Here is a 26,777-nt window from a genome sequence, read left to right on the forward strand (position 1 = left end):
GGAAAGATATACTTATATCAAAGGTACAATTAATTAAACAGCTCTTGGAGTATGGCTGGACATTTAATGATTGTGGAAAAGTTTCAGATTTACCGATTAGGAGGGCATTGTGGATATAGTTATTGCTACAAAACAAGATACAGTTGGTATTATTAATATGATTTCTGAATGTATAAAATCTATGGAAGCACAAGGGATATACCAATGGAATAAGGTTTATCCTAACTTTGAAGTAATTGAAAATGATATTAAGAATGGTTCTGGTTATGTCATTAAAGATAATAACAAATGTATTGCCTATGTTGCAATAAATGAAGAACAATCTCTAGAATACAGCCAAATTTCTTGGTCTACTGATGTAAGTAAAGTTTTAGTTATACACAGACTTTCTGTACATCCAGAGTCTCAGGGTAAATGTATTGCAAAAAAACTTATGAATTTCATTGAAGATTTTGCTGTAAAGCATAAATACACTTGTATTAGATTAGATGTCTATAGTGGAAATAGAGTAGCTTTAAGGCTTTATGAAAAAATGGGTTATAAAAGTTTAGGACAAGTGTTTTTTTCTTGGAGAGAATTACCTTTTTTTTGTTATGAAAAAGTATTTGCTACTGAAGTCTAATTTTGCAAATAGGGTTAATTAAATTACTCCCCCCTTCAATGACCTTAATTTAGAAAATCTGAATACGTTTGTAATAATAAATTAGAATAAAAATAGTAAAGTTATTGAAAGGTGGTGATGCTAACATGTCAGCTACAAATAAAGCCAATAGACTGATTTCTGAAAAATCTCCATACCTACTTCAACATGCATACAACCTAGCTATGCACTGTATCGTTGCGTATATGATTAAATATGATAAAAATGAGAATTTGAGTTTACAACCATTAGCAAACCACTTGAATATATCTGCTACCTATCTCTCAAAGATTTTAACGCAGTTAGTAAAGGCTGATATAATTTAGTCAACTCCAGGTGTAAATGGTGGTTATATTTTGCATAAAAAGAAAGAGGACATTTCATTTATGGATGTGATCAATGCAACCGAAAGAACTGGAGCTTTATTTAATTGTGACTTACACGAGGAAAGCAAATGTCATATTCTCAAAGTAATGAAACGTGCAGAAAATGTGATGGAGACGTATTTGCAGAATCAAAAGCTCTATGGAGGGAACTTTGGGGTCAGGCTTGAGTTACGGAGAAAATTGACTTATTAGACTTATTATAAATGACCTGCTAAGCTGAAATAAAGTAGGACTGGCAGGTGAAAATTATGGCAAGAAAACCAAGAGTACATTATGAAGGTGCGGTGTATCATGTAATTGCCAGGGGAAATAATCGAGCAAGCATATTTGAAACCGATGAAGAAAAACAAAAATATTTAGAGCTTATAAAAGACTATAAAGAACGATATGGATTTCATTTGTACGCTTATGCGATTATGGATAATCATATCCATTTGCTGCTACAGGTAGGAAAATCACCATTGGCAAAAATTATACAAGGCATTCAGCAAAGATATACGCAATATTATAATTGGCACCAAAAACATAGGAAAACGACTGATTTATGAAGCGATAGAGAGAAATCTAATGACAAGGGCACAGTTAGCAAAAGTACTCCAAATTGATCCAGCTAATATAACAAGAATTTGGCAGCAGTCGATTAATGTTGAAGGGGAGTAAATAAGTCAATTTTATATAACTCAAGCCTGACCCGTCGTCTCCGATATAAAGGATGTGATATTATGCCTGTAAACTCATTTGAAAACTATCCCATGACTTGGAGACCTATAATAGATAGAGTTTTTAAACCGCTATATCTTTCTTTGGCAAACCAACTTGAACAGGATATTATCAGCGGTTCATTGCTTCCGGGAACCAAGTTGCCACCACAAAGAGAATTGGCTGATTTTTTAGATATAAATGTAAGCACCGTTTCAAAAGCTTTTAAAATATGTGAACTTAAGGGATTGTTAAGTGCGACAGTAGGTAGCGGTACATTCGTTTCTTTTGACGCATTATCCAATGCTTATTTGCTTACCGATGGCAAGCCTAAGAATTCGATTGAAATGGGGGCGACAATTCCAGAATCATCTTCCTATGAGTCACTCATGTTACAATTGAAAAACATGCTTAATGAACCTGATTTTGGGAAATGGTTCAGTTATAGCAGACCCAATGATGTACTTTGGCAGAAAGACGCGGCTGTAAAACTTATGCGTAAAGGCGGTTATATTACAGATATTGAAACCATTTTATTTGCTAACGGTGGGCAAAATGCAATTACAGCCATCCTAGCTGGCATTTGCAGGCATGGTGATAAGATTGGTGCTGATCCTCATACTTACTCAGGATTAAAAACTTCGGCAGGAATGCTGGGGGTTCGATTAGTGCCGATTAAACATCAAGACGGAGAAATGGCTGAAGACGTTCTCATTTATGCTTGCAAAAATGAAAATCTAAAAGGTATTTATCTTATACCGGATTACCAAAATCCAACTACTCACCGAATGTCGCTTGCCCGCAGGAAAGCATTAGCCCGAATAGCAAAAGAATATAATATTTTCATCATAGAGGACGCTACTTACCATCTTATGTGTGAAAAACCGCTACCGGCTGTGGCTGCATTTGCACCAGCACAGACAATCTATATAACAAGCCTGTCGAAAACAATGGGGCCTGGTCTTAGATTGGCTTATGTATCGGTTCCAGAACAGTATAAAAACTCTCTAACTAATGCGCTTTATAACATGAATATTTCTGTTTCTCCTTTGTTGGCAGAATTAGCTGCCCGAATGATAGTGTCAAATCATCTTGACACTATCATTGAAAGCCACCGAAAAAACACGATTTATAGAAATCAACTTGTAAATGAATATTTATCAGAATATGATTGCTATGGTGATGACACTTGCATTTTTCGTTGGCTACAGTTACCGTCTAATATATCAGGAGTAGATTTTGAAATTCTGGCTTTAGAGCAAGGTGTTCAAGTATATGCTGCTGAACGATTTACGGTTGGAAATAGTATTCCTGAAAAAGCAGTTCGTTTAGCAATCTGTGCGCCAGAAACCATAGAAGAATTAGAACGTGGGTTAATTCTTCTACAACAACTATTACACACGATCAACTAATTTGTACGCCACACATTTATTTTATTGTGTGACGTTTTTTGATGTGATAATATGGCTTATGACATGAATTTTTCCGTATTAAGGAGGGCTACACGTTGTGAAAACATTTCGTTTTGCTATAAAGCAAATTATACCCTTGCTATTCTCCTATTTCTTTGTCGGTATCGCCTTTGGAATTCTGATCCACAAAGCAGGCTATTCGGCTCAATGGGCTTTTCTGGCTGGAGTTTTCATCTATGCAGGTTCAATGCAGATTGTCATGGTCTCGCTTTTGACCTCCGAAGTGTCGCTGTATATGGTTGCAATTATGACATTCTTTATCAACGCAAGACACATTTTCTACGGCATTGGATTTGTGGATAGGTTTCGCAAGATGGGATGGCGGTATCCCTATATGGTTTTGACTATGACCGATGAAACCTATTCCGTTCGTTGCTCTATCAAATATCCTGAAGATGTGGATGAGCAAAATATAGATTTTTATATTGCATTGATATGTCATTTGCTATGGATTTTTAGTTGCACAATCGGAGCGTTGCTTGGTCAAATAATGCCTTTTGATATGACAGGAATTGAATTTTCCGCTACTGCATTTTTTGTGACGGTTTGTATTAACCAATGGCGTTTATTTGGTTCCCATATCCCTGCAATCGCGGGGTTTGTTAGTGCCATTGTATTCTATATCCTGTTTGGTGCGGACACCTTTTTGCTTCCTGCATTATCGGTCAGCCTGGTCGTAATGATGATGATGAAGGATAGGATTGATATTCAGATGGGAGGAATGAAGTGTGACAATTGATTTTGGATCTTCTGTTATGACTCTGATCGTTGTCGCATTGGTAACGGGGGTTACTCGTGCGATACCGTACCTTTTGTTTGGCGGCAAAAAGGAGCTTCCCGCAGCGATTAACTATCTCGGTAATGTATTACCTGCGTCTATTATGATTATTCTGGTGGTTTACTGTTTGAGAAACATTGATTTGACCACTTTCCCGTTTGGACTTGCGGAGCTGCTTTCTGTTGCTATTGTCATTGCTGCTCAAGTAGTAAAAAAGAATACGTTTCTCAGCATTTTTCTTGGTACAGCGTGTTACATGATTTTGATTCACACTGTGTTTCTTAAATAATGTAAGCCTGATTCTTGAGGAGGTTCTTTATGGAAAAGACAGCGAATCGTCTCATAAACGAAAAATCTTCGTATTTACTTCAGTATGCTTATAATTCGATAGTCTAGTATCTTGAGGCATTGAAACCAGCGTTGAAAAAATATAATACTTGAAACATTGGCGTCAGCATTATGCGGGTGCCTGTTTTTGTTTATAATAGAATTAATGAATCTTTACAATGGGGAACAATATGAGTGATATAAAAGAAATACCGAATAAATTGATTGATGAGAAGAGTCCGTACCTGTTGCAGCATGCGTATAATCCAGTGAATTGGTATCCGTGGGGAGAAGAGGCGTTTGCGAAGGCGAAGGAAGAAGATAAGCCTGTGTTTTTAAGTATCGGCTATAGTACGTGCCATTGGTGTCATGTACATTAAAGTAACATTTTCGTATAAGAATAATCATTTCTGTCGCTGGGGTTAGCCAGGGAGAAGAAATGTGAGTCTTTAAAGATGCAAGATGGTCCTTATCTAAAAAATTGATGATATCTTTCAGTATGAAGACCAGTTATTAAAAAAATTGTACTAAAATTATTTTTATATATAATATACTACGAACATATTTTTATGATTGGTTATGAATGGACAAGTGGTAAAAAAATATCATCAACGATTTCAGAAATGACTTTATCAGATATCGGCTCATGGGTCATAAGTAATTCATATCGTAGTAAATCAGCGGGCAGTGAAATGATCCGAGGACTGATTTTTTCAAGCGTGACCTCTCCTCGCATTTCAGCGTTTCTCAGAATCGTCATTATGGCTACTGTGAACTTGTTTTCGGTTCCTGGGCGCTTTATTTGCGCAAGAAAAGAGATTAAGTCTTTACCAACATATTCGATCATGAGACCATGTATGGTTTCAGCACCAATAGTTTGCAGAGAATGAGCTATTTCGCGAAGCAGGATAAGTACATCATTACGCAGATCGCCCGTATCGGGAACATCATTGATAGATTTAGGCACATGCCTTTTTAATGCTGCAACGACAAGCTTGACCTTATTTGGCCAACGGCGATATACTACAGCTTTATTTGTCTCCGCCCGTGTGGCAACTCCTTCCATTGTCAGATGGGCATAGCCAACTTCGCAAAGTTCATTCCAAGTGGCCTGAAGGATGGCATCTTCAAGGATTCCACCACGGCGTCGTGTTCTTGTGCGATGCGCCTTATCATCAATGGACTGGCTAGGTTGGGAAAGCTGATCACTATTTTGCTCGTCCATATTTATTTCCTTCTCTCTAATTTTTATATTGCTTTTCTTGTGGATTTATTATATCATACGCATATAAGAAACGAATAGTTTCTTATATGCGTATGATAGGAGTATCCACATGACAAAAAATAAAACAACTGTCTCAAAACTTCAAAAAGAAAAACTAGACCCGCTGGTACTTAAGGTAGCCATAATCCTGGTGATCGGTTCTCTCGCACCGTTATTGGATTCGACAATGGTTAATGTGGCTATAAAAACAATAGCCAGTGACTTGAAAAGCACAGTTTCGGTCATTCAATGGGTTATCACGGGATATGTGTTGGCAATGGGTATAGCAGTACCAGTTTCAGGATGGGCTGATAAGCGTTTTGGCGGTAAGCGGGTGTATATGTTTTCACTACTAGTATTTTTAGCAGGTTCAGTACTTTCAGCTTTGTCATGGAATATAGACAGCCTTATAAGTTTCAGACTTCTACAAGGGGTTGGTGCAGGTTTAATGATCCCAACTTTGCAAACACTGCTTGTTCAGATAGCTGGTGGCCGCAATTTGGGACGCCTGATGTCAATTGTAAGCATACCCGCATTAATGGGGCCGATTCTGGGCCCCGTACTGGGCGGAGTTATTGTAAATAGCTTAAGCTGGCGTTGGATTTTTTATATCAATATTCCAATTTGCATCGTGGCATTATTGCTGGCTTGGTGGGGACTACCGACTAATGAACCTTCCAACAACAGTAAGCAGCCTCTCGACATTCTCGGCATTCTGCTATTGTCTCCAGCGTTTGCCATACTCATTTACGGCATTACTCAGATGAGTTCTCATGGTAGCATCAACAGTAGCGAGGTGATTGTTCCGCTGGTAATTGGTTTGTGCCTGATGGGCGCATTCGTTGTTTATGCTTTATCCAAGAAAATTTTTCCGCTGATTGACTTGCATTTGTTTAAATCACGTAATTTTTCCGTTTCGAATGTTTTGTTTTTCCTGTCCGGCATCGTCACTAATGGAGCCATGCTTCTTCTTCCATTATACTATCAGCAGGTGCGTGGTGAAAGTATTTTGTTTACCGGTCTTTTGTTGATTCCACAAGGAATTGGCATGCTATTGACCAGAAGCTGGGTCGGGAGACTAGCGGATCGCATAGGCTCCCGTATAATCGTTATAATAAGCCTTGTAGTTATAATGATTGGTACATTACCATTTGCTTTTGCTGGTTCCGATACAAATCATGTTTTATTGGCAGTGGCATTGCTTATACGAGGAGCGGGTCTGGGTGGATTACTAATTCCAATAATGGCTTCTGCATATAGGGGATTAAGCAGAGATCAAGTTCCTGATGCCAGTATTGCAACTAGGATTTTACAGACAATCGGAGGAGCATTCGGGTCGGCCATACTTGCAACCATTGCTCAGCATCAGCTTTCCAGTAGTTATATATCCGATATCCAAGCTGTTGCAAGTTCATACAATGTCGCCTTTTGGTGGTCGATCGGCTTTACAGTAATTGCAATCATTCCCGCACTATTACTGCCAGTGCGCAAAAATGGGGCAGCGATAAGATAAGTATGAGTTATTGGGGAGTGATAATTTTTGTTTGGCTCAATTAGGAGCATGGCGTATGCGTTTACAAAATGTTCTACGTGGTGATATTACAAGAGTAAAAGATGATTTCGTAAGAAATCTTAGTCAAAACGAAAATTTTGGCGATCATACTAATGCTGCAGTTGTTAGCCATTTTGCTTTTCTTGATAAATTAACACGTGGGGAATACAAAGAAAATAAAATCCCACTGAAATATAGGCATCTCAATGGAGTTAATAAAAATACAGAAAAAAATTAAATGAAAACTGTGGTGTTATCTAGCAATTAAGATCTACCAATATGATGGTTTATATTTTTGATAGCAAATTAGGTGTTTCTAGATTGGCTGGGTGATTATAACTCACGCCTAGATACCAATAATTTAATAGTAAAGCGGTATTCTATATAAGGACAACCTCTGCCAATGAATTGGCAGAGGTTGTCCTTATAGTGCGCCCAGCATGGGCGTTTACTAATAGCAATAGGTAAGGTTTTGATGTTGTTATCTCTACCTTTTCCCTTGCTCTACACCGTACGTGCGACTTTTACCGCATACGGCGTTCCATCAATCTTAATTTACTTGCTTAAAACACAATATTTCCTACTGAAAAGCGTAAGAAAATGCAACAGTTATTGGTTCAAGTAATTAATGGCAAGTATGATGGCGTATTAGTTATGGATATTGACAGGTTAGGACGTGGGGAACATGCTGATTGGGCTGAAATATGTAAAGCCTTTCTTTCTGCTGAAACCTATGTTATCACGCCACAAAAAATCTATGATTTGTCCCAAGAGCAAGATGAAATGCTTTTCGACTTTCAAGCTGTTTTTGCCAAGATGGAATACAAAATGATTAAGAAACGCATGAGACAAGGCAAGGTTGCTGGTGCTAAGAAAGGCATGTGGACAAATGTTAGACCTCCTTATCCCTATGTATATAATTCAGCTACTAAGCAGGTAGAGGTAGATGCTGAAAAAGCAAAAATATATCGAGCCATTGTCGATAAATATCTGCTGGGTATGAGTTCTCAGGAAGTATCAGTATGGCTTAATCGTAAGAGCATTGCACCACCTTATAGCGGAAAGCGCAATAAATATGGTTGGTCACACGTTACTTTATATCGACTATTGATTAGCGAGATACATTTAGGCTATGTAATCTATGGCAATTCTCAAGAAATTTACGGAAAATAACATTGATTCGTTGGTTGTATGTGGTGGCGATGGGGCAGGTAAAGCGGCTTATCTTTTGTCCGAAATGGGCTTGGATACATTACTTATTCCGATGACCATTGACAATAACATTTATGGAAGCGAATATACGATAGGATATTATACGGCATTGGAATCTATACGGACTTGTATACAAAGAATACATCAAACAGGCCACAATATGCCAGGACGCGTGTTCATGATTGAGACGTTTGGTGGTGATTCTGGGCAATTAACCTTGGCGTCAGCATTATACTGTGGTGCCGATATTGCGATTATTCCAGAACGAAAATTTGATATTCAGAAGATTACCAATCGGATCAAAGAAGTTCTTAAACGAAAACAACAATGCATTATCTTATGCTGTGAAGCAAGTTTCTTGAGTAAAGAATATCATCTAGGTGATCAAAGTGCATCCTCCGAGGTAGGGAAAAAGATTACTGAGGTAACAAAAGAACGTGTTCGGTATACAATTCTTGGTTATTGCCAAAGAGCGGGTGATCCTGAGATTGCTGATATCGAAAAGGCATTGTTTATGGGGTATTATGCAGGAGTAGCTTTACTTAATAGGATTACACGGCAGATGATAGGAATCAAGGATAATGAAGTGATATTTATCCCTCTAGAAGATATATCGAGTAAGAAAAAAGAGTTGGATCAAAATAATTGTATTTTGGCGGAACAATTAAAAATTATATAGAAAAGGGTAAAATCAATATTTTAATGGTTTGTGGGGCTGGTCTCGGCAGTAGCTTTGCTTGTCAAATGAGTGTCGAAGATGTATTAAAGAAAATGGGCGTAGCGGCAAAATTAGATCATTGTGATATTTCTTCGGCAGCTTCTATGCATCCGGACATCATTCTTACAGCGATGAATTTTGACACAATTTGAAAAAATTAGTATTGATGAAGAAAGAACAAGAATCATCTATTTAAAAATATTGTAGGTAAAACGGAAATAGCAGAAAAATTATCTCCCGTATTAAAAGAAAAAGGCATTTTATAAAAAGAAAGGCGAGATAAATATGTCAATTATTAATTTTATTATTGGGAATATTTTGACACAGGCATCCATTACCATTGCGTTAATTGCGCTACTTGGACTTACAGAAAAAATCTTTTGGACAAATTATTTCAGGCACATTTAAGACTCTCTTGGGCTTTCAAGTATTATCGGCAGGTTCTTCGATATCGTAGGTAGTTTAAGGGCAGACAAAAGAAGATACATCGTTGAGAAATAATATTCTGCCATGTAATGATGTAGTAAATAAAATCATTAAACATAAGATAGGTATTTTCTTAAATGTGAATGCAAATTAAAACAAAATGGAGTAGCAGGCATGTCGATTGGTGCTGGCCGATTACGGAAGCTGTTATTCGTTTTCGATCAGGATAGTTAAAACAGCAAGAAACCACTATGAGTCCACGCATAGCAGTTTCTTGCTGTTTTAGGCTGTAATTCATTTGATGTTCATTTAATTGGCACGCAGCAAATGTGTCGATAAAACTTTGTGCCGCAGGCTTGTTTTTTGTGTTTCTGAGGCTAGTGGTAGGTACCTGCCCTGCATATTTTTTTGACTTTGAAAAATTCTCACACCAGAATTGGTACACATATAATTTAATTACATAAATTATAGCAAGATATATAAAGAGAGGGCTCAAACTGTTTATTATGAAATGCTGATATATCAGGAATTATTAAGAAAACGCAAGATTATTGAGGGAGGAATTAATATGCGACGTAAATCACCTAAAGATAAGGAGCGACGTCCGGTTCACGACGATTACAGATATGGCGGTTATGGTCATCGCTATATTATACCTTTCAACGGAGGCTATTTCGGCGGCTATGGTGGTAATTGTCAATGTTATAGCCCTGAGGTTGGTGGAAGTTGTTACTGTTACAGCATCTATGGTCCCGGTTATAGTTATTATGGTGGCTATGGTCCCGATTATGGAGGTTATGGTGGCTATGGCCTCAGTTATGGTGGCTATGGCCTTAGTTATGGTGGCTATGGTCTTGGTTATGGTGGCTATGGTCTTGGTTATGGTGGCTATGGTCTTGGTTATGGTGGCTATGGTCACGGTTATGGCGGTTATGGCCACGGCGGTGGTCACGGTCATTGATTGATGGTGAACTTCTTGGCGTTTCTTTTTACGTTGCAGTATGTCACACTTATGGCAAACATGAAATTACATCTTTTCTATAATTAGGTAGCGTAGCTGATATGAAATTGCTACGTCTACCTAATTAATGTTAAGGGGGAGGACTATGTATGATAAACATGAAAGATATAGGGCATGAGTTGTAAAGCACAACAAACTCTTTATGAATCCGCTTAAACTATAGCAATAACAGTTGAGGAATTGACAGCTGCTATTGATGTGTATATTGTGATGTTGCTATTTGTGTTGATTCTTAGAACTTGCAGTTAGTTGTTATAGAATTATATTTGGCTTTTTATCATAGAATCACTTTAGGGAAGGTGATAATAGTTATGACTAATCAGGAAATTGCCGCATTAACGGCTAGTATTGTTGTAGCTAATACCACTGGAAGTGGTGGAAACGTGCCTGATAATGTCTGCAGAATAACCTTGGCTTATAGAGAAATTTACGCGACTATTAAAGATGTTGATCAATGTCAGCAAATTAAAGGACAAGGACAGTCAGGGGAGTATAAAAATCACAGAAAAATAATTGAAGAACAATTGGAATTATTGATTCGAACTAATGAACTTCTTTTTTTACAAATTGCGAATAATCCTATAAATAGCCCTTCACATGGTATGATACTTGAAGCCTTAAACAGGAACGTCCAAACAATATTAAGCATTGTTAGTTAGTTACAACTTAGGCATATCAAATAATCGGTGTTTGTACATACTAAACCTATCTACGCAATGGAAGGTATGGACATGGAAGAAATCCGTAAACTGCTACTTCTAATGTCAATGTCGAGAATTAATAATTTTTACAAGAAAAACATTCCATTGTAATGAAAATAGAGCCAAAATTCCTCTATCAGGGGAATTATGGCTCTATTAACATATTCGATCATAATACTATGGGATCACTTTACTAATCATTGCAATGTCGGGAAGATGCACTGTTCTAATTTGGCGGCTGACGCTTTGCACGAGGCTGTTGAGGATTATCTTCAGAAAAAGACATGAGGAGGAAATCTTGGCTTTTTTTGATTTAATCATTCTTTAATATAGTCTTAACAAAACTTCAATGCAATTGTGTCATAATAGCGTTGAAGATAGTAATACCCTCTTAATTAAATAGTTGATATTATTGAATGCCGCTCTTTGAAAAGAGTGGCATTCATCATATGCAGATCATGTCTAGACGTCTATAAGTCTGATAATCTTGCAGAGTGCAAAAGGACGCAGTAAGAATTTGTGAAAGGAAGTTTGCTATGATCAATAAGGAAAATGGCATACCTTATTACAGGCAGTTGATGGATGTGCTGCAACGGCAAATTGATACAGGTTTATTGCAGGAGGGTCAGCAAATTCCTGCGGAAACAGAAATGAGTGAGACTTTCCAGGTTAATCGGCATACGGTAAGACAGGCTGTCAATGAACTTTGCTATTTGGGAGTGCTTTATAAGATGCGGGGGCGAGGTACCTTTGTGGCTAAAGCACCGCTTGATTCCATTGAATATCAACTAAGCGCTAAAAATCGTTTTTCAGAAAACATTACTAAAATGGGCGGCATACCAGATACTAAAATTTTGCATCCAGTAGAAATGGTTGTGCCTGATGATGTTAGAGAGCTACTAAACCTTAATTTAGGTGATAAAGTTTATTGTTGTTATGTACAGCGATTTGTGAACAACCGGCCTTTTTTGGTTGGGCAAACTTTCCTTCCGGCTAAAATTTTTCCCAATGCGCTTGAATATTTGAGCACCGTTCAGTCCATGTCCCATTTCTATGAAAAATATAACATAACCTATCGGCGTGTAAAATCAGTTGTCCGAGCAACTTTTCCCAGCCAGGAAGAGGCCGTACTTCTTGGTATTCCGTGCAATATGCCGGTGATAAAGGTTGAGAATTTATTAAAATCCCAGGATGAAATCCTGATTGAATATGGTATTGCTTGCTACCGCGGTGACTTGGCAAAGCTTAGTCTCGTTTGGTAACCCGTTTTAAATGGATAGGATTAGTGCCGCTCTCTTCAGAGAGCGGCATTAATCCTATCAGGGGGGTGTTTAGACATCTGGACATCTAAGATTTTCTAAGTGTTAACTGGCTATTTTAAATTTGAGAGGAGAATAAACATGAAAAAAAATCTTTTACTTACGCTGGTCGTTATCTTAGTGTCATCGCTTTTAGCAGGTTGTGGAACTTCAACATCGCCATCTTCAGCATCAGACGTTAAAGAACCCGATACCATCACGATTGCCTGGTTGCCTAATAATTCTGGAAATGATGAAAAGGCATTGCGTGATGAAATTGCAAGTGTCATTTCCAAGGCCACAGGCAAAAAAGTTGAAAACAAATTAACCACTGATTATGCTATTGCCATTTCAGCCTTGGAAAGCGGTGACGCCCAGTTAGGTTTCTTCGGACCTTATGAGTACATAGAATCTCACGCTAAAAATTCTAAAATTATTCCTCTGGCAGTGGAAAGCGGAGATTCGGGAACGTTGAAAGACGCTCTTTACCACAGTCGGTTCGTGGTAAAGAAAGGCAACGAAGGCCAATATAAGTCCGGTGACGGTTATGACATTGACAACATGGTAGGAAAAAGAACTTCCTTTGTTTCAACCAGCTCGACATCTGGTTTTAATATGCCGGCAGCAGTGATTATGGGGAAATTTACTAAACAAGATAAATGGAAAAATCTGACCAAGGATGCCATAGCACAAGGCGGTCCTGGAAAATTTTTCAGCCAGGTTCTCTTTGCTGGTTCCCACCAGTTATCTTTGTTTAATGTGCTTTCCGGTAAGGCTGACGTTGCGGCCGTGGATGATATCGATGTTATGCAGTATGTGGAACTTAGTCAGGGACAGGACAACGAACCAGGGACTGTCTATACGGTAAAGCAAGGCGCTGACGCCCCATTTGATACCCTCGTGGGCGCACAATTTGTGGTTATCAAATCCATACCGGTCGATAATACACCATTCGAGGCCAATAGCGAGTTTTTGAGCCAGAAGACCCTTGACGAAATAACGCAGGCACTTACTTCCGATCAGGTAACAAATGATCCGAAAATATTTGTACCAAAGGGTGCCAAAGGAAGTTTATTTGCCCAACCGCACCGCTTTTTAAAGGTGGACGATTCTTGGTATGATGAGATGAGAAAAGTTCTTGGTTTCTAACTAGGAAATACTAACGACCATGAGGTTTATTAGAGACAACAAGACAAGGTGAGGGGTATTGCGATTAAGGGGGGATTAAGGGTGCAAGAAATGAGTGTCCCTTTGTTAGAAGTGAAGAATGTCACTAAGTGTTATCACGGTACTGCAACAGCCTTGGCGGACGTCAACTTTCTTGTTGCGAAGGGAGAGTTTGTGTCTATAATAGGTCCTTCCGGAGCAGGAAAGACAACGCTTCTTCGCTGTATTAACCGGATGATTGAAGTAACTAGCGGGGAAGTCATTTTTGACGGTGTTATGACTTCAAAGTTAAGGAAAAACAATTTAAGAAAACTAAGAACAAAGATAGGTATGGTTTTTCAGCATTATAATCTGGTTGAAAGATTGACTGTAATGGAGAACGTGCTTCACGGCAGGTTGGGATACAAGTCGACCCTGGCAGGAATTCTGGGCCAGTACAGTCAGGAGGAAAAAAGGCAGGCGCATCTGATCATCAATATGTTAGGCTTGAATGATCAGATTTACCAGCGTTGCGATCAGTTAAGCGGCGGACAAAAACAGCGGGTGGGAATTGCCCGGGCTTTAATTCAAAATCCTAAATTGATTTTATGCGATGAGCCCATTGCCTCTTTGGATCCCAATGCTGCTGTGATTATTATGGATAAGCTAAGAGATGTTGTCACAAAAATGGGGATAACGGTGATAGTTAATTTACATCAAGTCAATGTGGCTCTGAAGTATTCGGACCGGATTATCGGAGTAAATAAAGGCAAGGTAGTCTTTGACGGTTCTCCAACTGTTCTAACTGCGGCACATATTTCGGAGATTTATGGTTCAGAGTCCAAAGATTTGCTTGCTGATTTAGGAGAAAGGTATGGAAGCTGACATTTTTGTTAAGCGTAGGAAGGAACGTCTGATATTTTTGGCCTTGTTAATTACTCTGACTGTCGGTTCGATGATCATTACTGAGTATGACATGATGAAAGGTTTTACAAGCATTATTAAGGCGCTTATCTGGGGATTCTCCCATTTTTATCCTGATACAAAGTCAATGAGATTACTGCCGGATATATTAATTAGTTTAAAGGAAACCGTGTTGATGTCTATTGCCGCAACTACTGTTGCTGCTGTTTTCGCCTTATTATTGGCAGTGGCTGGTTCTCGTACCACAAGGCTGAACAAATTATCCAGCGTTGTCGCCAGAGGGATTGCCTCGCTTTTCCGTAATATTCCTCTTGTAGTCTGGGCCATGGTTTTAATGCTGGTCTTTAGTCAAAGTTTGCTGACAGGCTACTTAGCGCTTTTTTTTGGATCTTTTGGATTTCTTACCCGGGCGTTTATGGAAACCATCGATGAAGTGAGCAATAACTCGGTTGAAGCCTTGCTAGCTACGGGTGCCGGTTATTTCCCGATTATATTTCAAGGGGTTCTACCTTCCTGTCTGTCACAGATGATTAGTTGGATATTATTCATGATTGACACGAATATTCGTGATGCCACTTTGGTAGGATTGCTTACAGGTACTGGTATTGGGTTTTCCTTCGATTTCTATTACAAAAGCTTTAATTTTCATGCTGCAAGCCTCGTGGTGATTCTGATAGTTATCACTGTTATTGTTGTAGAAATGATATCAAATGGTATCAGAAGGGTGATTATGTGATGAAAATGGAGAAATCAATGAAAATATGTGGTCAATTAAGCAGTGATGAAATAGCTGGGGATTGGGGGGATATACGCCCTCTAAACAGAGCGACTCTTACTGTACGCATATTTCTGCTTGTTCTCTCAGTGCTGACTATTTATGCCTTAGCCACCATTGATTATCAAAGCGTAGGTATGGCAAAAGCAGTGGCTGATACGTTACATAACTTTAAGATTATATTCCTAGAACCGGAAGCTAACCGGCTTAATCTGTGGGAGGCTTTTTACGAAATTGTGATAACCATGGGGTTGGCATTTCTGACCACATTGTTTAGTGGCATCATCGCCTTGTTTTTAGGGCTGATGGCTGCCAAGAATTTATCGCCCAAAACAGTTACCCGTGTTATCAAAGGTTTTGTTGCTTTTATCCGGTCCGTTCCCACCATCTTATGGGTCTTGATTTTTGCTGTGTCTGCCGGGTTGGGCAGCGTGGCGGCAGTCATTGGCTTGACGTTTCATTCCATCAGCTATTTGACTAAGGCCTTTTCTGAGTCTTTTGAGGAATTGGACCGAAGTGTTATTGAAGCATTAATGGCCAGCGGGGCTAATTGGTGGCAAATCGTTTTTCAGGCGGTTATACCATCCTCTGTTACTTATTTGCTGTCCTGGACTTTTTTGAGGTTTGAAATTAACTTTGCCAATGCCGTTGCCATGGGAGCTGCGGCAGGAGCAGGCGGAATTGGCTTTGATTTATTTATGGATAGCGGGTTTTATTTTGATTTGCGCGAAATAGGGCTGATCACCTATATCCTTATCGCCTTTGCTATGGTTCTCGAAGCTATTTCCACTAATATCAAGGGTAAGATTAAAACAAGAGCATAACTGCGATGAAAAATTACGGGCAGTAAGTGCGAGCGTGTGTTGGTGTTGCTGAGCCTTACGCTCGCCGGGAACAGGAGGATCAATATGTCAGGAGTATACATTGCAAATAGTCACCCTCGTCAGGGGGAAAAAAAATTAGGCGAAAAGCCGCTGATTCATCCTTCGTGTATTGTTCGTGACAGCACTTTGGGGGCTTGGACAGAGATTTATGCCAATTGTGAACTGCAGGAAACGATATTTGGCGATTACAGTTATGCAGCTGGTGATGTTACGATCATTTACGCTGAAATTGGTAAATTTTGTTCCATCGCTTCTCATGTTCGAATAAATCCTGGCAATCATCCAATGCAGCGAGTGACTCAACATCATTGCACCTATCGAAGACGACAATTCGGTTTTGCGAACACAGATGATGATGAATTCTTTGACTGGCGGCGGAGTCATAAGTGCATGATAGGCCATGACGTTTGGATTGGGCATGGAGCAGTTATTATGTCTGGCGTGAGTGTTGGAACTGGGGCGGTTATTGGGGCGGGGGCGGTAGTCACCAAAGATGTGGCTCCCTACGACATTGTCGCAGGCGTTCCAGCTCGACGGATAAAGAAGCGATTCCCCGATGATATGGTGGAAAAATTACTGGCAATCGCTTGGTGGGAATGGGATCGACCGACCTTGGAACAACGTTTTTCGGATTTGTCTGATGTCCATCGGTTCATTGAAAAATACATTGGGCTTTTGTAACTACCTAAAAGGAGATTTGCTCTATGGGAATAAGGAATGCGAAGATAAGTGATTGGAAAGAAATCATGGAACTCCTTCAACAACTCGATTACTCCGATACGGATTCATTTTTACAGGAGAAAATAAAAACATTATTAGACCATCCTGATGAGCGATTATTGGTATATGAATACGATGAAAAGATTGTTGCCTTCATATCTATTCATTTTATTCCACAAGTAGCGTTAAAAGGCGATTTTGCCAGGATAAGTTACTTTGCTGTTGACAAAAAATTTAGAAGCAAGGGTATTGGGCGAGAAATAGAAGAACATTGTGCTTACTTAGCGGAAGAAAGGAAATGTGACAGGATTGAAGTACATTCCCATTCGAGAAGAGTGAATGCGCATCGGTTTTATTGTCGACAAGGCTTTGTGGAGTCACCTAAGTATTTTATTAAAAAGGTTTGACTAGTTTGGTGAAATGATTAGAGGAGGATGAATGATGATGAAAAACAAAAAGTATGGTTTTCTGCTTGTGTTAAGTTTATTGTTAGCGGTGCTTTTGGTTGGCGGATGTTCAACAAATACGCAAAATGTCGCGCAACCGACTCAAGAATTGAAGGTGCTACGGGTTGGGGCTATTCCTTCTGAAGATTCAGAAAAAGTTCGCGAGGCCTATAAGCCGCTTGTAAGCTATCTGGAAAAGAAGCTGGGTTTGAAAGTGGAGCTATTTGTGGCTACTGATTATGCGGGAGTAGTTGAAGCAATGCGTTCCGGTAAACTCGACATTGCTTATTTCGGTCCGTTTTCTTATGTATTGGCGGCTGATAAGGCCAATGCGGAAGCTTTTGCCGTGGAGAACAAGAAAGGCAGCGGTACTTCATATCGGAGCATTATTGTAGCCGATCCCAAAACCGGGATTAACAGCATTGAAGACCTCAAAGGACATACCTTTGCGTTTGTTGATCCGGCCTCAACTTCCGGCAATTTAATTCCCCGTTCCTTTCTTAAGAGTAAAGGAATCAATCCTGAGCAAGACTTCAAAAGTGTTATTTATGCCGGGGGGCATGATGCGGATGAACTAGCCGTCAAAAATCATAAGGTCGATGCTGCTGCTGATGCTGATGTAAATTACAGTAAGATGAAAGGGGCCGGTATTATTTCCGACACAGATGTGAAGGTTATTTTTACATCAGATCCAATTCCAAATTCCCCCTGGGCTTGGCGCAAAGATTTACCGGATGATTTGAAAGAGAAAATCAAAGCAGCCTTTTTGAATATGGCTCAAGACGATCCTACGGATTTTGCAGCACAGGGCAAAGGGTTGGAAAGTTATGTTGAAGCGAAGGATGCTACTTATAATGTGATCCGAGATACGGCCAAAATACTGAACTTGGATTTGGCCAAGCAATAAATTAACGGTCATGAGCCGCAACTTGATGTAATGGCTGGTTAGTTTCTCAAGCAAATCTTAAGGAGGTACGGTGATGATCCGAATGAACGGGCTACATAAGGAATATAGCCAATCGGCAAAGGCGCTTAACAATATCAATCTTGAGATTCCTAAAGGGCAATTTGTTGCAATGCTTGGGCCGAGCGGGGCCGGTAAATCGACATTGTTGCGCTGTATCAACGGATTGGTAAAACCTACGGCAGGTGAGGTTTTTGTTGAAGAGGAGTCGGTGCAGGGGCGGCAGTTAGAAAAAATTCGTCGCAAAGTAGGCATGGTTTTTCAGCAGTTTAATTTGGTTAAACGTCTTACTGTGATCGAAAATGTAATTTGTGGCCGCTTGGCTCACATGAATGTTTTTGCAAGTTGTCTTAAGCTTTTTTCTCAGCAGGATATTGATTTAGCTATGCAATGTCTCACAAGGGTTGGAATGGAGAAGAAGGCCTATCAGCGTGCTGATCAGTTGAGTGGTGGCCAGCAGCAACGGGTGGGCATCGCCCGCGCATTGGCTCAGTGCCCAAGTATTATTTTGGCGGATGAACCGGTGGCTAGTCTTGATCCCAAATCGACGGAGCGGGTGATGGAAGTATTACAATCCATTAACAAGCAAGATCCTATTACCCTTGTTGTCAGTTTGCATAATGTTGAATTGGCAGTTCGCTATGCCGAGAGGATTATCGGTATTAATGACGGTCATGTCGTCATCGATAAGCCAGCCAAGATGCTGACAACAAGTGACGTCGAGTGTATCTATGGTGCTGTGATCGAAACGGAGCTAGAAGAATTTGCTTGTAAGCAGGTGAATTATGTCCATGCGTAGGCCTGTTTGTTTTCCGGTTAGGCCGCTGGTACCTTGGTTTCAGGATGTACGGGTGACAGTGAAACAGTTGGCAGTGGTTGTATTTCTGGCTGGCGTTTATGTGTGGAGTGCTGCCGGTACTCATCTTAGTGTTGCAGAACTTGTTAAGGGTCTGCCGCAATTGATTGACATCATAGGACGGATGCTGCCACCAAACTTTGAAATTTTACCACGGTTGATAGAGCCGACGGTTGAAACTTTGCAGATTTCAATTTGGGGTACAACACTGGCCATATTTTTTACGATTCCATTTGGATTGATTGCGGCCCGTAATATTTCTCCGCATCCTCTGCTGTATCATTTCGGTCGCTTTATCCTTAATGCCATGCGGTCTATCTCGGAGCTGATTTTCGCCCTCGTTTTTGTGGCCGCAGTTGGCTTAGGACCTTTTCCCGGGGTATTGGCTTTGGCCTTTCATTCGGTAGGTATGTTGGGCAAATTTTTAGCGGATGCCATCGAAAACATTGATTTTGGTCCTGTAGAGGCATTACTTGCTACGGGTGCAAGTAAATGGCAGGTTATTGTCTATGCCATTATACCCCAGGTGTTGCCTGAGTTTGTTACCATTTGTCTCTATCAGTGGGAGCTGAATTTTCGTTCGGCTACCATCCTGGGAATTGTGGGAGCAGGCGGCATTGGTTTTGAATTGGTAACAAGTATGCGGCTGTTTATGTACCAGGATATGACAGTCATTCTTATTGTTATTTTGGGAATGGTCATGATTGTTGATTATATGTCTTCTCATGTTCGTTCTAAAATATTGTGATTTGGGGTGAAAAGAATGGAATTTAGAGAAATCATGGCTGAAGGAAATCTTTCAGTGTGGGAAGATGCGGCTGAAATGATTGCAGCCAGACATGATATAAAAGTATTGCAGCAGCCGGAAACCTGTATGACAATGATGCAGGCGCTGGATAGTGTGGGACATACGCCGTTTTATGTCGGCGAAATACTAATGACCGAAGCGGTTGTTAGCATTAACGAGGCTACAGGTTTTGGGTTTGCGCTGGAGGATGAACCGGTGCGGGCGCTTTGCATAGCGATTATCGATGCGGCATTCACGGCACATATCGAGGAAGAAGTAGAAATTAGGCACATTGTTGCGGCAGAGGAACAACGTATTTTAAAGCGCCAGCAACAAGAGGCGGCATTGGTTGCGGCAACTCAGGTGCGGTTTGATATTATGGAGGGATAAATCTTGATTGAGACTCGTTTTGATAAAGTTTTTGATACCCAACGTATTTATCGGTTGGTCTTGGATGCGATGGCCCGGCCAGGCACGGTAAATTCTTTATCTGAATTTAAACTTCAGCCGCCGGCCGGGTTAAATCAGGCTGCTGCTGCTGTGGCTTTAACATTGTTTGACAGCGAAACCTGTTTTAGTGTATTGCCGTCTGACCAAGCCATAAGCGATTATCTTAGGTTTAACACGGGGGCGGCCGTTGGTTCGGTCAGTGACGCCGAATTTGTCCTTGTTAATGGCCGGGAAGAAGCTCCAGAAATCCATGAGATGTGCTGCGGTACGCTGATTTCTCCGGAAAAAGGGGCAACGCTGCTGATGATGGTGGATAGCCTTGTGGCTACTGCTCATGGCAGCAAACTCGTGCTTAGGGGGCCAGGTATCAAGGATAGTTCCTGTTTGAATATCAGCGGATTGGATAAGGAGAATATCCGGGCCATTTCTGAACTGAATCAAGAATATCCATTGGGTATTGATGTTATTTATCTGGATCATGCAGGAAATGTGGCTTGTGTTCCCAGATCCAGTTCATTACGGTGGGAGGGATTGTCTTAATGGGTTACGTGGCAGTCTCCGGAGGTACGGAGGCAATATTAAATGCGGAAAAATTGTTGACTTATTTTAGGCTTAAAGGGAAGTCCAAACCGCTGTTAGTGGAACAGATACGGGATCAAATGCGACTTGCCGTGGATAAGGTCATGGGTGAGGGGGCACTGTACGCTCCAAATATGGCAGCTTTGGCAATGAAGCAGGCGGAAGGGGATCTATTTGAGGCCGCATTTATCTTGAGAGCTTTTCGGGCCACGCAGCCGAGGCGTTATGTCTCTTTGGCTGTGGATACTACGAAGATGCACCTTATTAGACGAATATCCGGGGCTTTTCAGGAAATACCCGGTGGGCAAATTTTGGGGCCTACGCGCGATTATACGCAGCGGTTAGTGGATTTTTCCCTGCTTTCCGAACAACCAAAAGAAATGGAAAAAATTCTTAGTAACATCGGTATCCAGATAGTTCCGGCCCAGCTACCTGATACATTTCCCAAGGTCGTTGATCTATTGCGTCGTGAAGGATTACTGGCTCCGTTGGAGCCAAGTCAGGAAGTTTTAGATATTACGCGTCAGACCCTAAGCTTTCCCAGCTGTCGTTCTGCCAAATTACAGTCGCTGTGCCGCGGAGAAACAGGGGCAATGATGGCATTGGCCTATAGCTCGGTCCGAGGTTTTGGCGATATTCATCCTTGCCTTGGGGAACTTAGAGTGGGTTATGTACCGCTCTACATCACGCATCCTGGATGTACTGCGAAGTCTGTGTATGTTGGACGGGTGCTAGTGACGGAAACGGAAATCATTGCCCAATATAGCGAAGGTGATAAAAAGAATAAACCTCAGTTGACCTTAGGCTATGGCTTATGTTTTGGCCATAATGAATTGAAAGCCATGGCTATGGCAATATTGGACCGATCCACCCGGAGCAAGGCCAATGAAAAGGCACCGGCGGAGGATGAAGAGTTTGTATTATATCATATTGACGGAATTGAGGCAGCGGGATTTATCAATCACTTTAAGTTGCCCCATTATGTGACTTTTCAATCCACGCTGGACCGGTTGCGTCAGTCTCAAGTGGTAAGGGGGGAAGCGGCAGATGCTAAACATCAGGAAGATTAAAAAGCCGCATACTGGCTATAATTTTGCTTTTCTTGACGAGAATACAAAACGGGAGATTCGCCGTAAGACGCTAAAGGCAGTAGCTATCCCCGGTCATCAAGTGCCGTTTGCTTCGCCGGAACTTCCCATTGCCAGGGGATGGGGCACAGGCGGTTTGCAGGTTACGATGTCGCTTATTGGTAAGCAAGATATATTGAAGGTAATTGATCAAGGGTGTGATGGCGGTGTTAACGCTGTGAATATTCGAAATTTGCTTACCCAAACAACTGGTGTTCAGACGACCTTCGATACACAGGCTGCAACCGTTATACAGACGCGCCATCGTATTCCGGAAGAGCCGCTGAAAGAAAATCAAATTTTGGTGTTGCAGGTCCCTATCCCCGAACCATTGCGTTTTGTGGAAGCAAGCATGGCTAAAACGCAGGAAATGCATGCTGAAATGGATTACAGCCGGATGTGGGTGTTTCTTTATGAAAATATTGTTAAGTGGGGAGAAATAACGATTGGTGCCCGCTATCCATCGTTAGTTAACGGGCGTTATCTGATCGATCCATCGCCGATTCCACGGTGGGATGTACCCAAATTGAATATGGCCGATTCCTTGTTTCTGTTTGGAGCCGGACGAGAAAAACGGATTTATGCCGTACCACCCTATACTCGTGTTGAACCGATGGAATTTGAAGATTATCGTTTTCGTGTCGAAGATTTTACCGGGCAGGCGTGTGTGCGCTGTGGTTCTATCGATACCTACATGAATGAAATCTACGATGGCAGCAGTGGGGAAAAATTCTATGTGTGCTCTGACAGCAGTTATTGTGATAAAGTTCGTAACCGGAAGGAGGGAAGGGATGATGTTGGCAAATAAACAGATGGCTTTAACTGTTCACGGCTTAGATAAGATTTATGGTGCGGGCTGTCCGCGGTGTTTTGATTTGACAGGTCCGCTGTACGAAAGCAATATTTGCCCAGAGTGCGGCAGTCTTGTTGCCTGCCATGACATTTCGCTGGAACTTGAACAGGGCGAGATCCTCGGCATTGTGGGTGAGAGTGGCTCGGGTAAGAGTACTTTGGTACGTTGTCTTTATTTTGATGAGGAGGCAACGGGCGGGGAAAGTTATTTGGCCGCTTATCAGGATGGGAAGGTGAACTTGTTTGCTGAGACTGTTCAGCGTAAACGTCATATTCGCAATCATTTGATGGGAATGGTTTATCAAAATCCGTTGTTAGGTATTAAGCCGCATTTTACAGCCGGCGGTAATGTGGCTGAAAAATTACTTACGGCTGATATTTATAACTTTCGGGATATTCGAAGCAGAGCTGAAACACTGCTCGCGCGGACTGAAGTGCCTTTAGCGCGTATGGATGATTTTCCAGCCAATTTTAGCGGCGGTATGCAGCAGCGGGTTCAGATTGCTAAGGCGCTGGCCAATAATCCGCCGCTGTTATTTCTGGACGAAATTACTACCGGCCTTGATTTGTCAGTACAGGCCAGAGTGCTTGATTTAGTGAAAGAAATCCAACGGGAGCTTAGTATTGCGATGCTGGTTGTTTCCCATGATCTGGGCGTTATCCGTATGTTAGCCGATCGAACGGCAGTAATGAAAAATGGCCGGATGGTTGAACTGGGTTTAACGGATCAGATTTTGGAGGACCCGCAACATCAATATACGCAGCTTTTGGTTCATTCTATGTTATAAAGGAGGTCATTATGGAGGATACGATCTTGACGGTCGAAGACCTGTCAAAAAATTTTCAACTGCACATGTTGGGGGGGAAGCTGCTTTATGGCTGTGGCAACATTAGTTTCACTCTTAAATCCGGTGAGTTTATGGGGATTGCCGGACCCAGCGGAGCGGGGAAATCAACCATTATAAAATGTATCTACCGTACTTACCTTCCTTCGGCGGGACACGTAGTTTACCGCACGAGAGAAGGCAATGAGATTGATTTGGTATCGGCTTGTGAACGCGAAGTTCTGCGTTTGCGTCACAGCGAAATCAGTTATGTTAGCCAGTTTCTTAAGGTCATTCCCCGTGTTTCTGCTGTGGATATTCTTACTGAGGAATTGCACCAACGGGGCTGGAAGGTAGGGAAAGCAAAGGAACGAGCTTGTGAATTTTTAGAAATGATGAACATTTCTCCTGAATTATGGGATGCATTTCCGTCCACATTTAGCGGCGGTGAGCAGCAGCGAATCAACCTGGCACGGGCTTTGATTACTGAGCCCAGGCTGTTATTGCTTGATGAACCAACCGCTTCGCTTGACGGTGAGACGAAGAAAATCGTCGCTCGGGCGCTCCTGGCCCTCAAGCAGCATGGAACCAGTATTATTGGTATATTTCACGATCTGGATAGTATGAAGCAATTGGTAGATCGCGTGTTTACCATGCGGGCTGGACAATGTAAATCAATTAAACGGATGCGGGAGGTAGTATGAGTACGATATTGATAACCAATGGCCAATTAGTGCTGCCGGATCGGGTTATTTCGAACGGAGAACTGTTCGTAGAACAAGGTAAAATCAAGTATACCGGACGGGGGAGAAATCATTGCGGGCAACCGGCAGCTTGCGTTATTGATGCTCATAACGGCTATATATTGCCTGGGTTTATTGATACACACAGTGATGCCATCGAAAAAGAACTGGAGCCACGGCCAGGAGCTTATTTTTCCACCGAACTGGCATTTTGTGAATTGGAGAAAAAATTGGCCGGTCAGGGGATTACTACGATGTATCATTCTTTTTCTTTTGCCGGAGCAAAGCTGGGTGTGCGTCAGGATAAGGGAGCTGCCGAGTGTATACGCCGCATTACGGCGATGGCTTCCAGTTGTTCGCTTATTCGCAATAAAATTCATTTGCGTTGCGAAATTACTAACTTTAAGGTGGTAGATCTCATTCAAGAACTTATTAACGAGGGAGTTATCGATTTATTATCATTCATGGACCATACTCCCGGACAGGGGCAATATCCTACCGTCGAAGATTATCGACGGTATGCCGAGAAAACGTATCATCTTGAAGGAAATGATTTGGACAAAATTATTGCCGACAGGAAAGAAGGGCGGCTAAAAGCAGATGAGTGTGTAAAAAGGCTGAGCCCGGTCGCTTTGACGGCAGGGGTACCTTTGGCTTCACATGATGATGATTCGGACGAAAAGATTGCGTACTATTATGATCAGGGAGTTACTTTGAGCGAATTTCCGATTAATCTGGAGACCGCACAGGCTGCTTGTCAGAAGGGGATGGCTGTTAGTGTTGGTGCTCCAAATATTGTACGGGGTGGTTCAACAGGCAAGGGGATGAGAGCCGTGGATGCGGTAGCTGCTGGTCATGCAAATATTCTTTGTTCAGATTATTATCCACCGGCTATTTTACATGCCGTATTTCTTTTAGCGCAGCATACTGTAAGTTTGGCGGAGGCGGTAGCTATGGCTACGGTTGCACCGGCCAGAGCTTTAAAACTAGATCATCTCGGCAGTCTGGAAGAAGGAAAAGCCGGTGACGTCATTGTCGTTAAAAAACGCAATGACACGCCGATAGTTACGAATACCGTGGTTAGCGGTGTACCTGTTTACGGCGTGAATTATCGTGGGGTTTTACCTGCCACTGGGACGGAAGAATCGGCTTGTTGAGGAGGGCAGTACTTTATGAATATTCATGGTATAGCGATTAATGCTGATGCGGGGGTTCTTGATGGGAGTCTGGCAATTTTGCGCCGGGAACTTGACTACTATCGTGAATTGGGTTTTACTCAGGTGGAGTTGGCTCCGCATGGTGCGGGTGCCATTTATGGTGGCCGTCTTGATCAAAGCAGGGTTAAAGAAGTTCAAGCATTGCTGGCGAAGTATTCTTTCCGTTATACCGTACATGGGTCTAATCCGCTGAATCTGATGTCAGGTGACGAGGTAGACCGCCAAGGTTTTATTGCCAGTATGGAGTTTACTGCTGCTATTGGCGCTGAAATTATGGTCTATCATGCAGGTCGTTATTTGGCGGAAGAAAATTTTTTATTTGCATCTCAGAACCATCCGACTCCGTTTGAAAAGGAGGTGTTGTGGGAACAAGAATGTACGGAATTACAGAAGATGGGAGATATTGCGGCCAAATACGGAATCAGGATAGCGGTGGAAAACGCCCGGCCCTATCTGAACGTTCCCAATTATTGTTATGCTGAATCACTGGAGGAATTAGCACGGATGATAGAGGCAGTAAATCACAGTCAGGTGGGGATTACTCTTGATACGGGTCATGCGTACCTCGCTGCTTGCCATTATGGTTATGATCTTTTGGCAGGCATCTCACGGATGGGTCCTTATGTTTGTCATATCCATCTGCATGATAATTTTGGACGTTGTTGTGCTTCTTGGGAAAAAAAGCAATATGAGATGGCAGCGATGGGACGTGGCGATATGCACATGCCCATCGGCTGGGGGAAGGTGCCTGCCAGCGAAATATTGGATCGGCTGCCGCAGTATCATGGCAGTATTACACTGGAAATGCGGCCGCGTTATCGGGAACATTATCGTGAGGCACTAAATAATGTGCAGGCGCTGTTGGGGTAAAAGCCGCATATCAGCTGCTTTTTCTGAAGAGGATGACGTCGCTATTCCATTTTGAACGCAAAGAGGCGCCAGCAACATGCTGGCGCTTCAATCTATTTTATGTATTTTTTAGTAATGTT

At 41.6% G+C, this 26,777-nt stretch carries 34 protein-coding genes and 1 pseudogene; 34 read left to right on the top strand and 1 reads right to left on the bottom strand.

The features are described 5' to 3' along the window. The first annotated feature begins 109 nt into the window (after positions 1-109). The 8 genes and pseudogenes from Ga0466249_RS02765 to Ga0466249_RS02800 all read left to right on the top strand — a co-directional run bounded on the left by Ga0466249_RS02765 (position 110) and on the right by Ga0466249_RS02800 (position 4,682). Positions 110-622 carry a GNAT family N-acetyltransferase gene (locus tag Ga0466249_RS02765; protein WP_215827889.1) on the top strand — a complete coding sequence of 171 codons (513 nt, stop codon included), beginning with the start codon at positions 110-112 and terminating at the stop codon, positions 620-622. Between the two features lie 125 nt (positions 623-747). Further along, entirely contained in the window at positions 748-966 is a 219-nt protein-coding gene (locus tag Ga0466249_RS02770; protein WP_215827890.1) for an Rrf2 family transcriptional regulator, read from the top strand. A gap of 12 nt (positions 967-978) precedes the next feature. Then, positions 979-1,218, top strand: a pseudogene (locus Ga0466249_RS02775) (Rrf2 family transcriptional regulator); the annotation flags it as partial. A gap of 56 nt (positions 1,219-1,274) precedes the next feature. Continuing rightward, positions 1,275-1,574: a transposase gene (locus Ga0466249_RS02780; protein ID WP_215827892.1), complete on the top strand. Its 300-nt coding sequence runs from the start codon at positions 1,275-1,277 to the stop codon at positions 1,572-1,574. Positions 1,575-1,748: 174 nt separating this feature from the next. Next, a complete protein-coding gene (locus tag Ga0466249_RS02785; protein WP_215827893.1) occupies positions 1,749-3,137 on the top strand; it encodes an aminotransferase-like domain-containing protein in 1,389 nt (462 codons plus the stop codon). 97 nt (positions 3,138-3,234) lie between these two features. Further along, complete coding sequence (locus Ga0466249_RS02790) at positions 3,235-3,936, top strand: AzlC family ABC transporter permease (RefSeq protein ID WP_215827894.1); 702 nt, start codon at positions 3,235-3,237, stop codon at positions 3,934-3,936. Next, positions 3,926-4,264 (top strand): branched-chain amino acid transport AzlD family protein, encoded by a 339-nt coding sequence (locus tag Ga0466249_RS02795; protein WP_215827895.1) that lies wholly within the window; start codon positions 3,926-3,928, stop codon positions 4,262-4,264. The genes Ga0466249_RS02790 and Ga0466249_RS02795 overlap by 11 nt, the downstream gene beginning before the upstream one ends. Before the next feature lie 229 nt (positions 4,265-4,493). Further along, complete coding sequence (locus Ga0466249_RS02800; RefSeq protein WP_246588344.1) at positions 4,494-4,682, top strand: DUF255 domain-containing protein; 189 nt, start codon at positions 4,494-4,496, stop codon at positions 4,680-4,682. Between the two features lie 197 nt (positions 4,683-4,879). On the opposite strand, the gene Ga0466249_RS02805 is transcribed toward Ga0466249_RS02800, so the two are convergent. Beyond that, complete coding sequence (locus Ga0466249_RS02805; RefSeq protein ID WP_215827896.1) at positions 4,880-5,527, bottom strand: TetR/AcrR family transcriptional regulator; 648 nt, start codon at positions 5,525-5,527, stop codon at positions 4,880-4,882. A gap of 109 nt (positions 5,528-5,636) precedes the next feature. On the opposite strand from Ga0466249_RS02805, the gene Ga0466249_RS02810 reads away from it, so the two are divergent. The 26 genes from Ga0466249_RS02810 to Ga0466249_RS02935 all read left to right on the top strand — a co-directional run bounded on the left by Ga0466249_RS02810 (position 5,637) and on the right by Ga0466249_RS02935 (position 26,658). Beyond that, the gene (locus Ga0466249_RS02810) at positions 5,637-7,079 is read left to right on the top strand and encodes an MDR family MFS transporter (protein WP_215827897.1); all 1,443 of its coding nucleotides are present in this window, start codon (positions 5,637-5,639) and stop codon (positions 7,077-7,079) included. Between the two features lie 55 nt (positions 7,080-7,134). Next, on the top strand, positions 7,135-7,356 hold the full coding sequence (locus Ga0466249_RS02815; RefSeq protein ID WP_215827898.1) for a hypothetical protein: 222 nt from the start codon (positions 7,135-7,137) through the stop codon (positions 7,354-7,356). A gap of 335 nt (positions 7,357-7,691) precedes the next feature. After that, positions 7,692-8,291 (top strand): recombinase family protein, encoded by a 600-nt coding sequence (locus Ga0466249_RS27455; protein WP_312889697.1) that lies wholly within the window; start codon positions 7,692-7,694, stop codon positions 8,289-8,291. Next, the gene (locus Ga0466249_RS02825) at positions 8,260-9,009 is read left to right on the top strand and encodes a 6-phosphofructokinase (protein WP_215827900.1); all 750 of its coding nucleotides are present in this window, start codon (positions 8,260-8,262) and stop codon (positions 9,007-9,009) included. The genes Ga0466249_RS27455 and Ga0466249_RS02825 overlap by 32 nt, the downstream gene beginning before the upstream one ends. Then, positions 8,976-9,200: a PTS sugar transporter subunit IIB gene (locus Ga0466249_RS26450; protein WP_246588345.1), complete on the top strand. Its 225-nt coding sequence runs from the start codon at positions 8,976-8,978 to the stop codon at positions 9,198-9,200. Before Ga0466249_RS02825 ends, Ga0466249_RS26450 begins: the two co-directional genes overlap by 34 nt. A 206-nt stretch (positions 9,201-9,406) precedes the next feature. After that, entirely contained in the window at positions 9,407-9,505 is a 99-nt protein-coding gene (locus tag Ga0466249_RS26455; RefSeq protein ID WP_246588346.1) for a PTS transporter subunit IIC, read from the top strand. 537 nt (positions 9,506-10,042) lie between these two features. Continuing rightward, entirely contained in the window at positions 10,043-10,435 is a 393-nt protein-coding gene (locus Ga0466249_RS02840) for a hypothetical protein (RefSeq protein WP_215827901.1), read from the top strand. A 371-nt stretch (positions 10,436-10,806) separates the two neighbouring features. Next, positions 10,807-11,154, top strand: a complete 348-nt coding sequence (locus Ga0466249_RS02845; RefSeq protein ID WP_215827902.1) for a hypothetical protein — start codon at positions 10,807-10,809, stop codon at positions 11,152-11,154. A 578-nt stretch (positions 11,155-11,732) separates the two neighbouring features. Beyond that, complete coding sequence (phnF, locus tag Ga0466249_RS02850) at positions 11,733-12,458, top strand: phosphonate metabolism transcriptional regulator PhnF (RefSeq protein ID WP_215827903.1); 726 nt, start codon at positions 11,733-11,735, stop codon at positions 12,456-12,458. A gap of 138 nt (positions 12,459-12,596) precedes the next feature. Continuing rightward, positions 12,597-13,643: a PhnD/SsuA/transferrin family substrate-binding protein gene (locus Ga0466249_RS02855; RefSeq protein ID WP_215827904.1), complete on the top strand. Its 1,047-nt coding sequence runs from the start codon at positions 12,597-12,599 to the stop codon at positions 13,641-13,643. 90 nt (positions 13,644-13,733) lie between these two features. Further along, complete coding sequence (gene phnC, locus Ga0466249_RS02860; protein WP_215828009.1) at positions 13,734-14,525, top strand: phosphonate ABC transporter ATP-binding protein; 792 nt, start codon at positions 13,734-13,736, stop codon at positions 14,523-14,525. Then, positions 14,515-15,300 (top strand): PhnE/PtxC family ABC transporter permease, encoded by a 786-nt coding sequence (locus Ga0466249_RS02865; RefSeq protein ID WP_215827905.1) that lies wholly within the window; start codon positions 14,515-14,517, stop codon positions 15,298-15,300. The genes phnC (Ga0466249_RS02860) and Ga0466249_RS02865 overlap by 11 nt, the downstream gene beginning before the upstream one ends. After that, on the top strand, positions 15,300-16,163 hold the full coding sequence (locus tag Ga0466249_RS02870) for a PhnE/PtxC family ABC transporter permease (protein WP_246588404.1): 864 nt from the start codon (positions 15,300-15,302) through the stop codon (positions 16,161-16,163). The genes Ga0466249_RS02865 and Ga0466249_RS02870 overlap by 1 nt, the downstream gene beginning before the upstream one ends. An 84-nt stretch (positions 16,164-16,247) precedes the next feature. Next, positions 16,248-16,904, top strand: coding sequence for a DapH/DapD/GlmU-related protein (locus tag Ga0466249_RS02875; RefSeq protein WP_215827907.1), 657 nt, complete (start codon positions 16,248-16,250; stop codon positions 16,902-16,904). A 23-nt stretch (positions 16,905-16,927) separates the two neighbouring features. Beyond that, entirely contained in the window at positions 16,928-17,350 is a 423-nt protein-coding gene (locus tag Ga0466249_RS02880) for a GNAT family N-acetyltransferase (RefSeq protein WP_215827908.1), read from the top strand. 31 nt (positions 17,351-17,381) lie between these two features. Next, positions 17,382-18,296: a phosphonate ABC transporter substrate-binding protein gene (gene phnD / locus Ga0466249_RS02885; RefSeq protein ID WP_215827909.1), complete on the top strand. Its 915-nt coding sequence runs from the start codon at positions 17,382-17,384 to the stop codon at positions 18,294-18,296. 73 nt (positions 18,297-18,369) lie between these two features. After that, complete coding sequence (gene phnC, locus Ga0466249_RS02890; RefSeq protein ID WP_215827910.1) at positions 18,370-19,152, top strand: phosphonate ABC transporter ATP-binding protein; 783 nt, start codon at positions 18,370-18,372, stop codon at positions 19,150-19,152. Continuing rightward, a complete protein-coding gene (phnE, locus tag Ga0466249_RS02895; RefSeq protein WP_215827911.1) occupies positions 19,139-19,957 on the top strand; it encodes a phosphonate ABC transporter, permease protein PhnE in 819 nt (272 codons plus the stop codon). The genes phnC (Ga0466249_RS02890) and phnE overlap by 14 nt, the downstream gene beginning before the upstream one ends. Before the next feature lie 15 nt (positions 19,958-19,972). Further along, entirely contained in the window at positions 19,973-20,386 is a 414-nt protein-coding gene (gene phnG, locus Ga0466249_RS02900) for a phosphonate C-P lyase system protein PhnG (RefSeq protein WP_215827912.1), read from the top strand. 3 nt (positions 20,387-20,389) lie between these two features. Beyond that, positions 20,390-20,986 (top strand): phosphonate C-P lyase system protein PhnH, encoded by a 597-nt coding sequence (gene phnH, locus Ga0466249_RS02905; protein ID WP_215827913.1) that lies wholly within the window; start codon positions 20,390-20,392, stop codon positions 20,984-20,986. Next, positions 20,986-22,095, top strand: coding sequence for a carbon-phosphorus lyase complex subunit PhnI (locus Ga0466249_RS02910; RefSeq protein ID WP_215827914.1), 1,110 nt, complete (start codon positions 20,986-20,988; stop codon positions 22,093-22,095). The genes phnH and Ga0466249_RS02910 overlap by 1 nt, the downstream gene beginning before the upstream one ends. Then, positions 22,073-22,960 carry an alpha-D-ribose 1-methylphosphonate 5-phosphate C-P-lyase PhnJ gene (locus tag Ga0466249_RS02915; protein ID WP_215827915.1) on the top strand — a complete coding sequence of 296 codons (888 nt, stop codon included), beginning with the start codon at positions 22,073-22,075 and terminating at the stop codon, positions 22,958-22,960. The genes Ga0466249_RS02910 and Ga0466249_RS02915 overlap by 23 nt, the downstream gene beginning before the upstream one ends. After that, positions 22,944-23,792 (top strand): ATP-binding cassette domain-containing protein, encoded by an 849-nt coding sequence (locus tag Ga0466249_RS02920; protein ID WP_215827916.1) that lies wholly within the window; start codon positions 22,944-22,946, stop codon positions 23,790-23,792. Before Ga0466249_RS02915 ends, Ga0466249_RS02920 begins: the two co-directional genes overlap by 17 nt. An 11-nt stretch (positions 23,793-23,803) precedes the next feature. Continuing rightward, complete coding sequence (phnL, locus tag Ga0466249_RS02925) at positions 23,804-24,532, top strand: phosphonate C-P lyase system protein PhnL (RefSeq protein ID WP_215827917.1); 729 nt, start codon at positions 23,804-23,806, stop codon at positions 24,530-24,532. Further along, positions 24,529-25,728: an alpha-D-ribose 1-methylphosphonate 5-triphosphate diphosphatase gene (locus tag Ga0466249_RS02930; protein ID WP_215827918.1), complete on the top strand. Its 1,200-nt coding sequence runs from the start codon at positions 24,529-24,531 to the stop codon at positions 25,726-25,728. Before phnL ends, Ga0466249_RS02930 begins: the two co-directional genes overlap by 4 nt. Before the next feature lie 15 nt (positions 25,729-25,743). Continuing rightward, on the top strand, positions 25,744-26,658 hold the full coding sequence (locus Ga0466249_RS02935; protein ID WP_215827919.1) for a sugar phosphate isomerase/epimerase family protein: 915 nt from the start codon (positions 25,744-25,746) through the stop codon (positions 26,656-26,658). Positions 26,659-26,777 lie beyond the last annotated feature (119 nt).

Origin of the sequence: Pelorhabdus rhamnosifermentans, assembly GCF_018835585.1 — a bacterium.
GTDB classification, from domain to species: domain Bacteria; phylum Bacillota; class Negativicutes; order UMGS1260; family UMGS1260; genus Pelorhabdus; species Pelorhabdus rhamnosifermentans.

What these genes read in the sequence shown, in the direction of transcription:
- Ga0466249_RS02770 (WP_215827890.1), top strand. Translation starts at nt 748, where the DNA reads ATGTCAGCTACAAATAAAGCCAATAGACTGATTTCTGAAAAATCTCCA.
- Ga0466249_RS02780 (WP_215827892.1), top strand. Translation starts at nt 1,275, where the DNA reads ATGGCAAGAAAACCAAGAGTACATTATGAAGGTGCGGTGTATCATGTA.
- Ga0466249_RS02785 (WP_215827893.1), top strand. Translation starts at nt 1,749, where the DNA reads ATGCCTGTAAACTCATTTGAAAACTATCCCATGACTTGGAGACCTATA.
- Ga0466249_RS02800 (WP_246588344.1), top strand. Translation starts at nt 4,494, where the DNA reads ATGAGTGATATAAAAGAAATACCGAATAAATTGATTGATGAGAAGAGT.
- Ga0466249_RS02805 (WP_215827896.1), bottom strand. Translation starts at nt 5,527, where the DNA reads ATGGACGAGCAAAATAGTGATCAGCTTTCCCAACCTAGCCAGTCCATT.
- Ga0466249_RS02810 (WP_215827897.1), top strand. Translation starts at nt 5,637, where the DNA reads ATGACAAAAAATAAAACAACTGTCTCAAAACTTCAAAAAGAAAAACTA.
- Ga0466249_RS02815 (WP_215827898.1), top strand. Translation starts at nt 7,135, where the DNA reads ATGCGTTTACAAAATGTTCTACGTGGTGATATTACAAGAGTAAAAGAT.
- Ga0466249_RS02825 (WP_215827900.1), top strand. Translation starts at nt 8,260, where the DNA reads ATGGCAATTCTCAAGAAATTTACGGAAAATAACATTGATTCGTTGGTT.
- Ga0466249_RS02840 (WP_215827901.1), top strand. Translation starts at nt 10,043, where the DNA reads ATGCGACGTAAATCACCTAAAGATAAGGAGCGACGTCCGGTTCACGAC.
- Ga0466249_RS02845 (WP_215827902.1), top strand. Translation starts at nt 10,807, where the DNA reads ATGACTAATCAGGAAATTGCCGCATTAACGGCTAGTATTGTTGTAGCT.
- phnF (WP_215827903.1), top strand. Translation starts at nt 11,733, where the DNA reads ATGATCAATAAGGAAAATGGCATACCTTATTACAGGCAGTTGATGGAT.
- Ga0466249_RS02855 (WP_215827904.1), top strand. Translation starts at nt 12,597, where the DNA reads ATGAAAAAAAATCTTTTACTTACGCTGGTCGTTATCTTAGTGTCATCG.
- phnC (WP_215828009.1), top strand. Translation starts at nt 13,734, where the DNA reads ATGAGTGTCCCTTTGTTAGAAGTGAAGAATGTCACTAAGTGTTATCAC.
- Ga0466249_RS02865 (WP_215827905.1), top strand. Translation starts at nt 14,515, where the DNA reads ATGGAAGCTGACATTTTTGTTAAGCGTAGGAAGGAACGTCTGATATTT.
- Ga0466249_RS02870 (WP_246588404.1), top strand. Translation starts at nt 15,300, where the DNA reads ATGAAAATGGAGAAATCAATGAAAATATGTGGTCAATTAAGCAGTGAT.
- Ga0466249_RS02875 (WP_215827907.1), top strand. Translation starts at nt 16,248, where the DNA reads ATGTCAGGAGTATACATTGCAAATAGTCACCCTCGTCAGGGGGAAAAA.
- Ga0466249_RS02880 (WP_215827908.1), top strand. Translation starts at nt 16,928, where the DNA reads ATGGGAATAAGGAATGCGAAGATAAGTGATTGGAAAGAAATCATGGAA.
- phnD (WP_215827909.1), top strand. Translation starts at nt 17,382, where the DNA reads ATGATGATGAAAAACAAAAAGTATGGTTTTCTGCTTGTGTTAAGTTTA.
- phnC (WP_215827910.1), top strand. Translation starts at nt 18,370, where the DNA reads ATGATCCGAATGAACGGGCTACATAAGGAATATAGCCAATCGGCAAAG.
- phnE (WP_215827911.1), top strand. Translation starts at nt 19,139, where the DNA reads ATGTCCATGCGTAGGCCTGTTTGTTTTCCGGTTAGGCCGCTGGTACCT.
- phnG (WP_215827912.1), top strand. Translation starts at nt 19,973, where the DNA reads ATGGAATTTAGAGAAATCATGGCTGAAGGAAATCTTTCAGTGTGGGAA.
- Ga0466249_RS02910 (WP_215827914.1), top strand. Translation starts at nt 20,986, where the DNA reads ATGGGTTACGTGGCAGTCTCCGGAGGTACGGAGGCAATATTAAATGCG.
- Ga0466249_RS02915 (WP_215827915.1), top strand. Translation starts at nt 22,073, where the DNA reads ATGCTAAACATCAGGAAGATTAAAAAGCCGCATACTGGCTATAATTTT.
- Ga0466249_RS02920 (WP_215827916.1), top strand. Translation starts at nt 22,944, where the DNA reads ATGATGTTGGCAAATAAACAGATGGCTTTAACTGTTCACGGCTTAGAT.
- phnL (WP_215827917.1), top strand. Translation starts at nt 23,804, where the DNA reads ATGGAGGATACGATCTTGACGGTCGAAGACCTGTCAAAAAATTTTCAA.
- Ga0466249_RS02930 (WP_215827918.1), top strand. Translation starts at nt 24,529, where the DNA reads ATGAGTACGATATTGATAACCAATGGCCAATTAGTGCTGCCGGATCGG.
- Ga0466249_RS02935 (WP_215827919.1), top strand. Translation starts at nt 25,744, where the DNA reads ATGAATATTCATGGTATAGCGATTAATGCTGATGCGGGGGTTCTTGAT.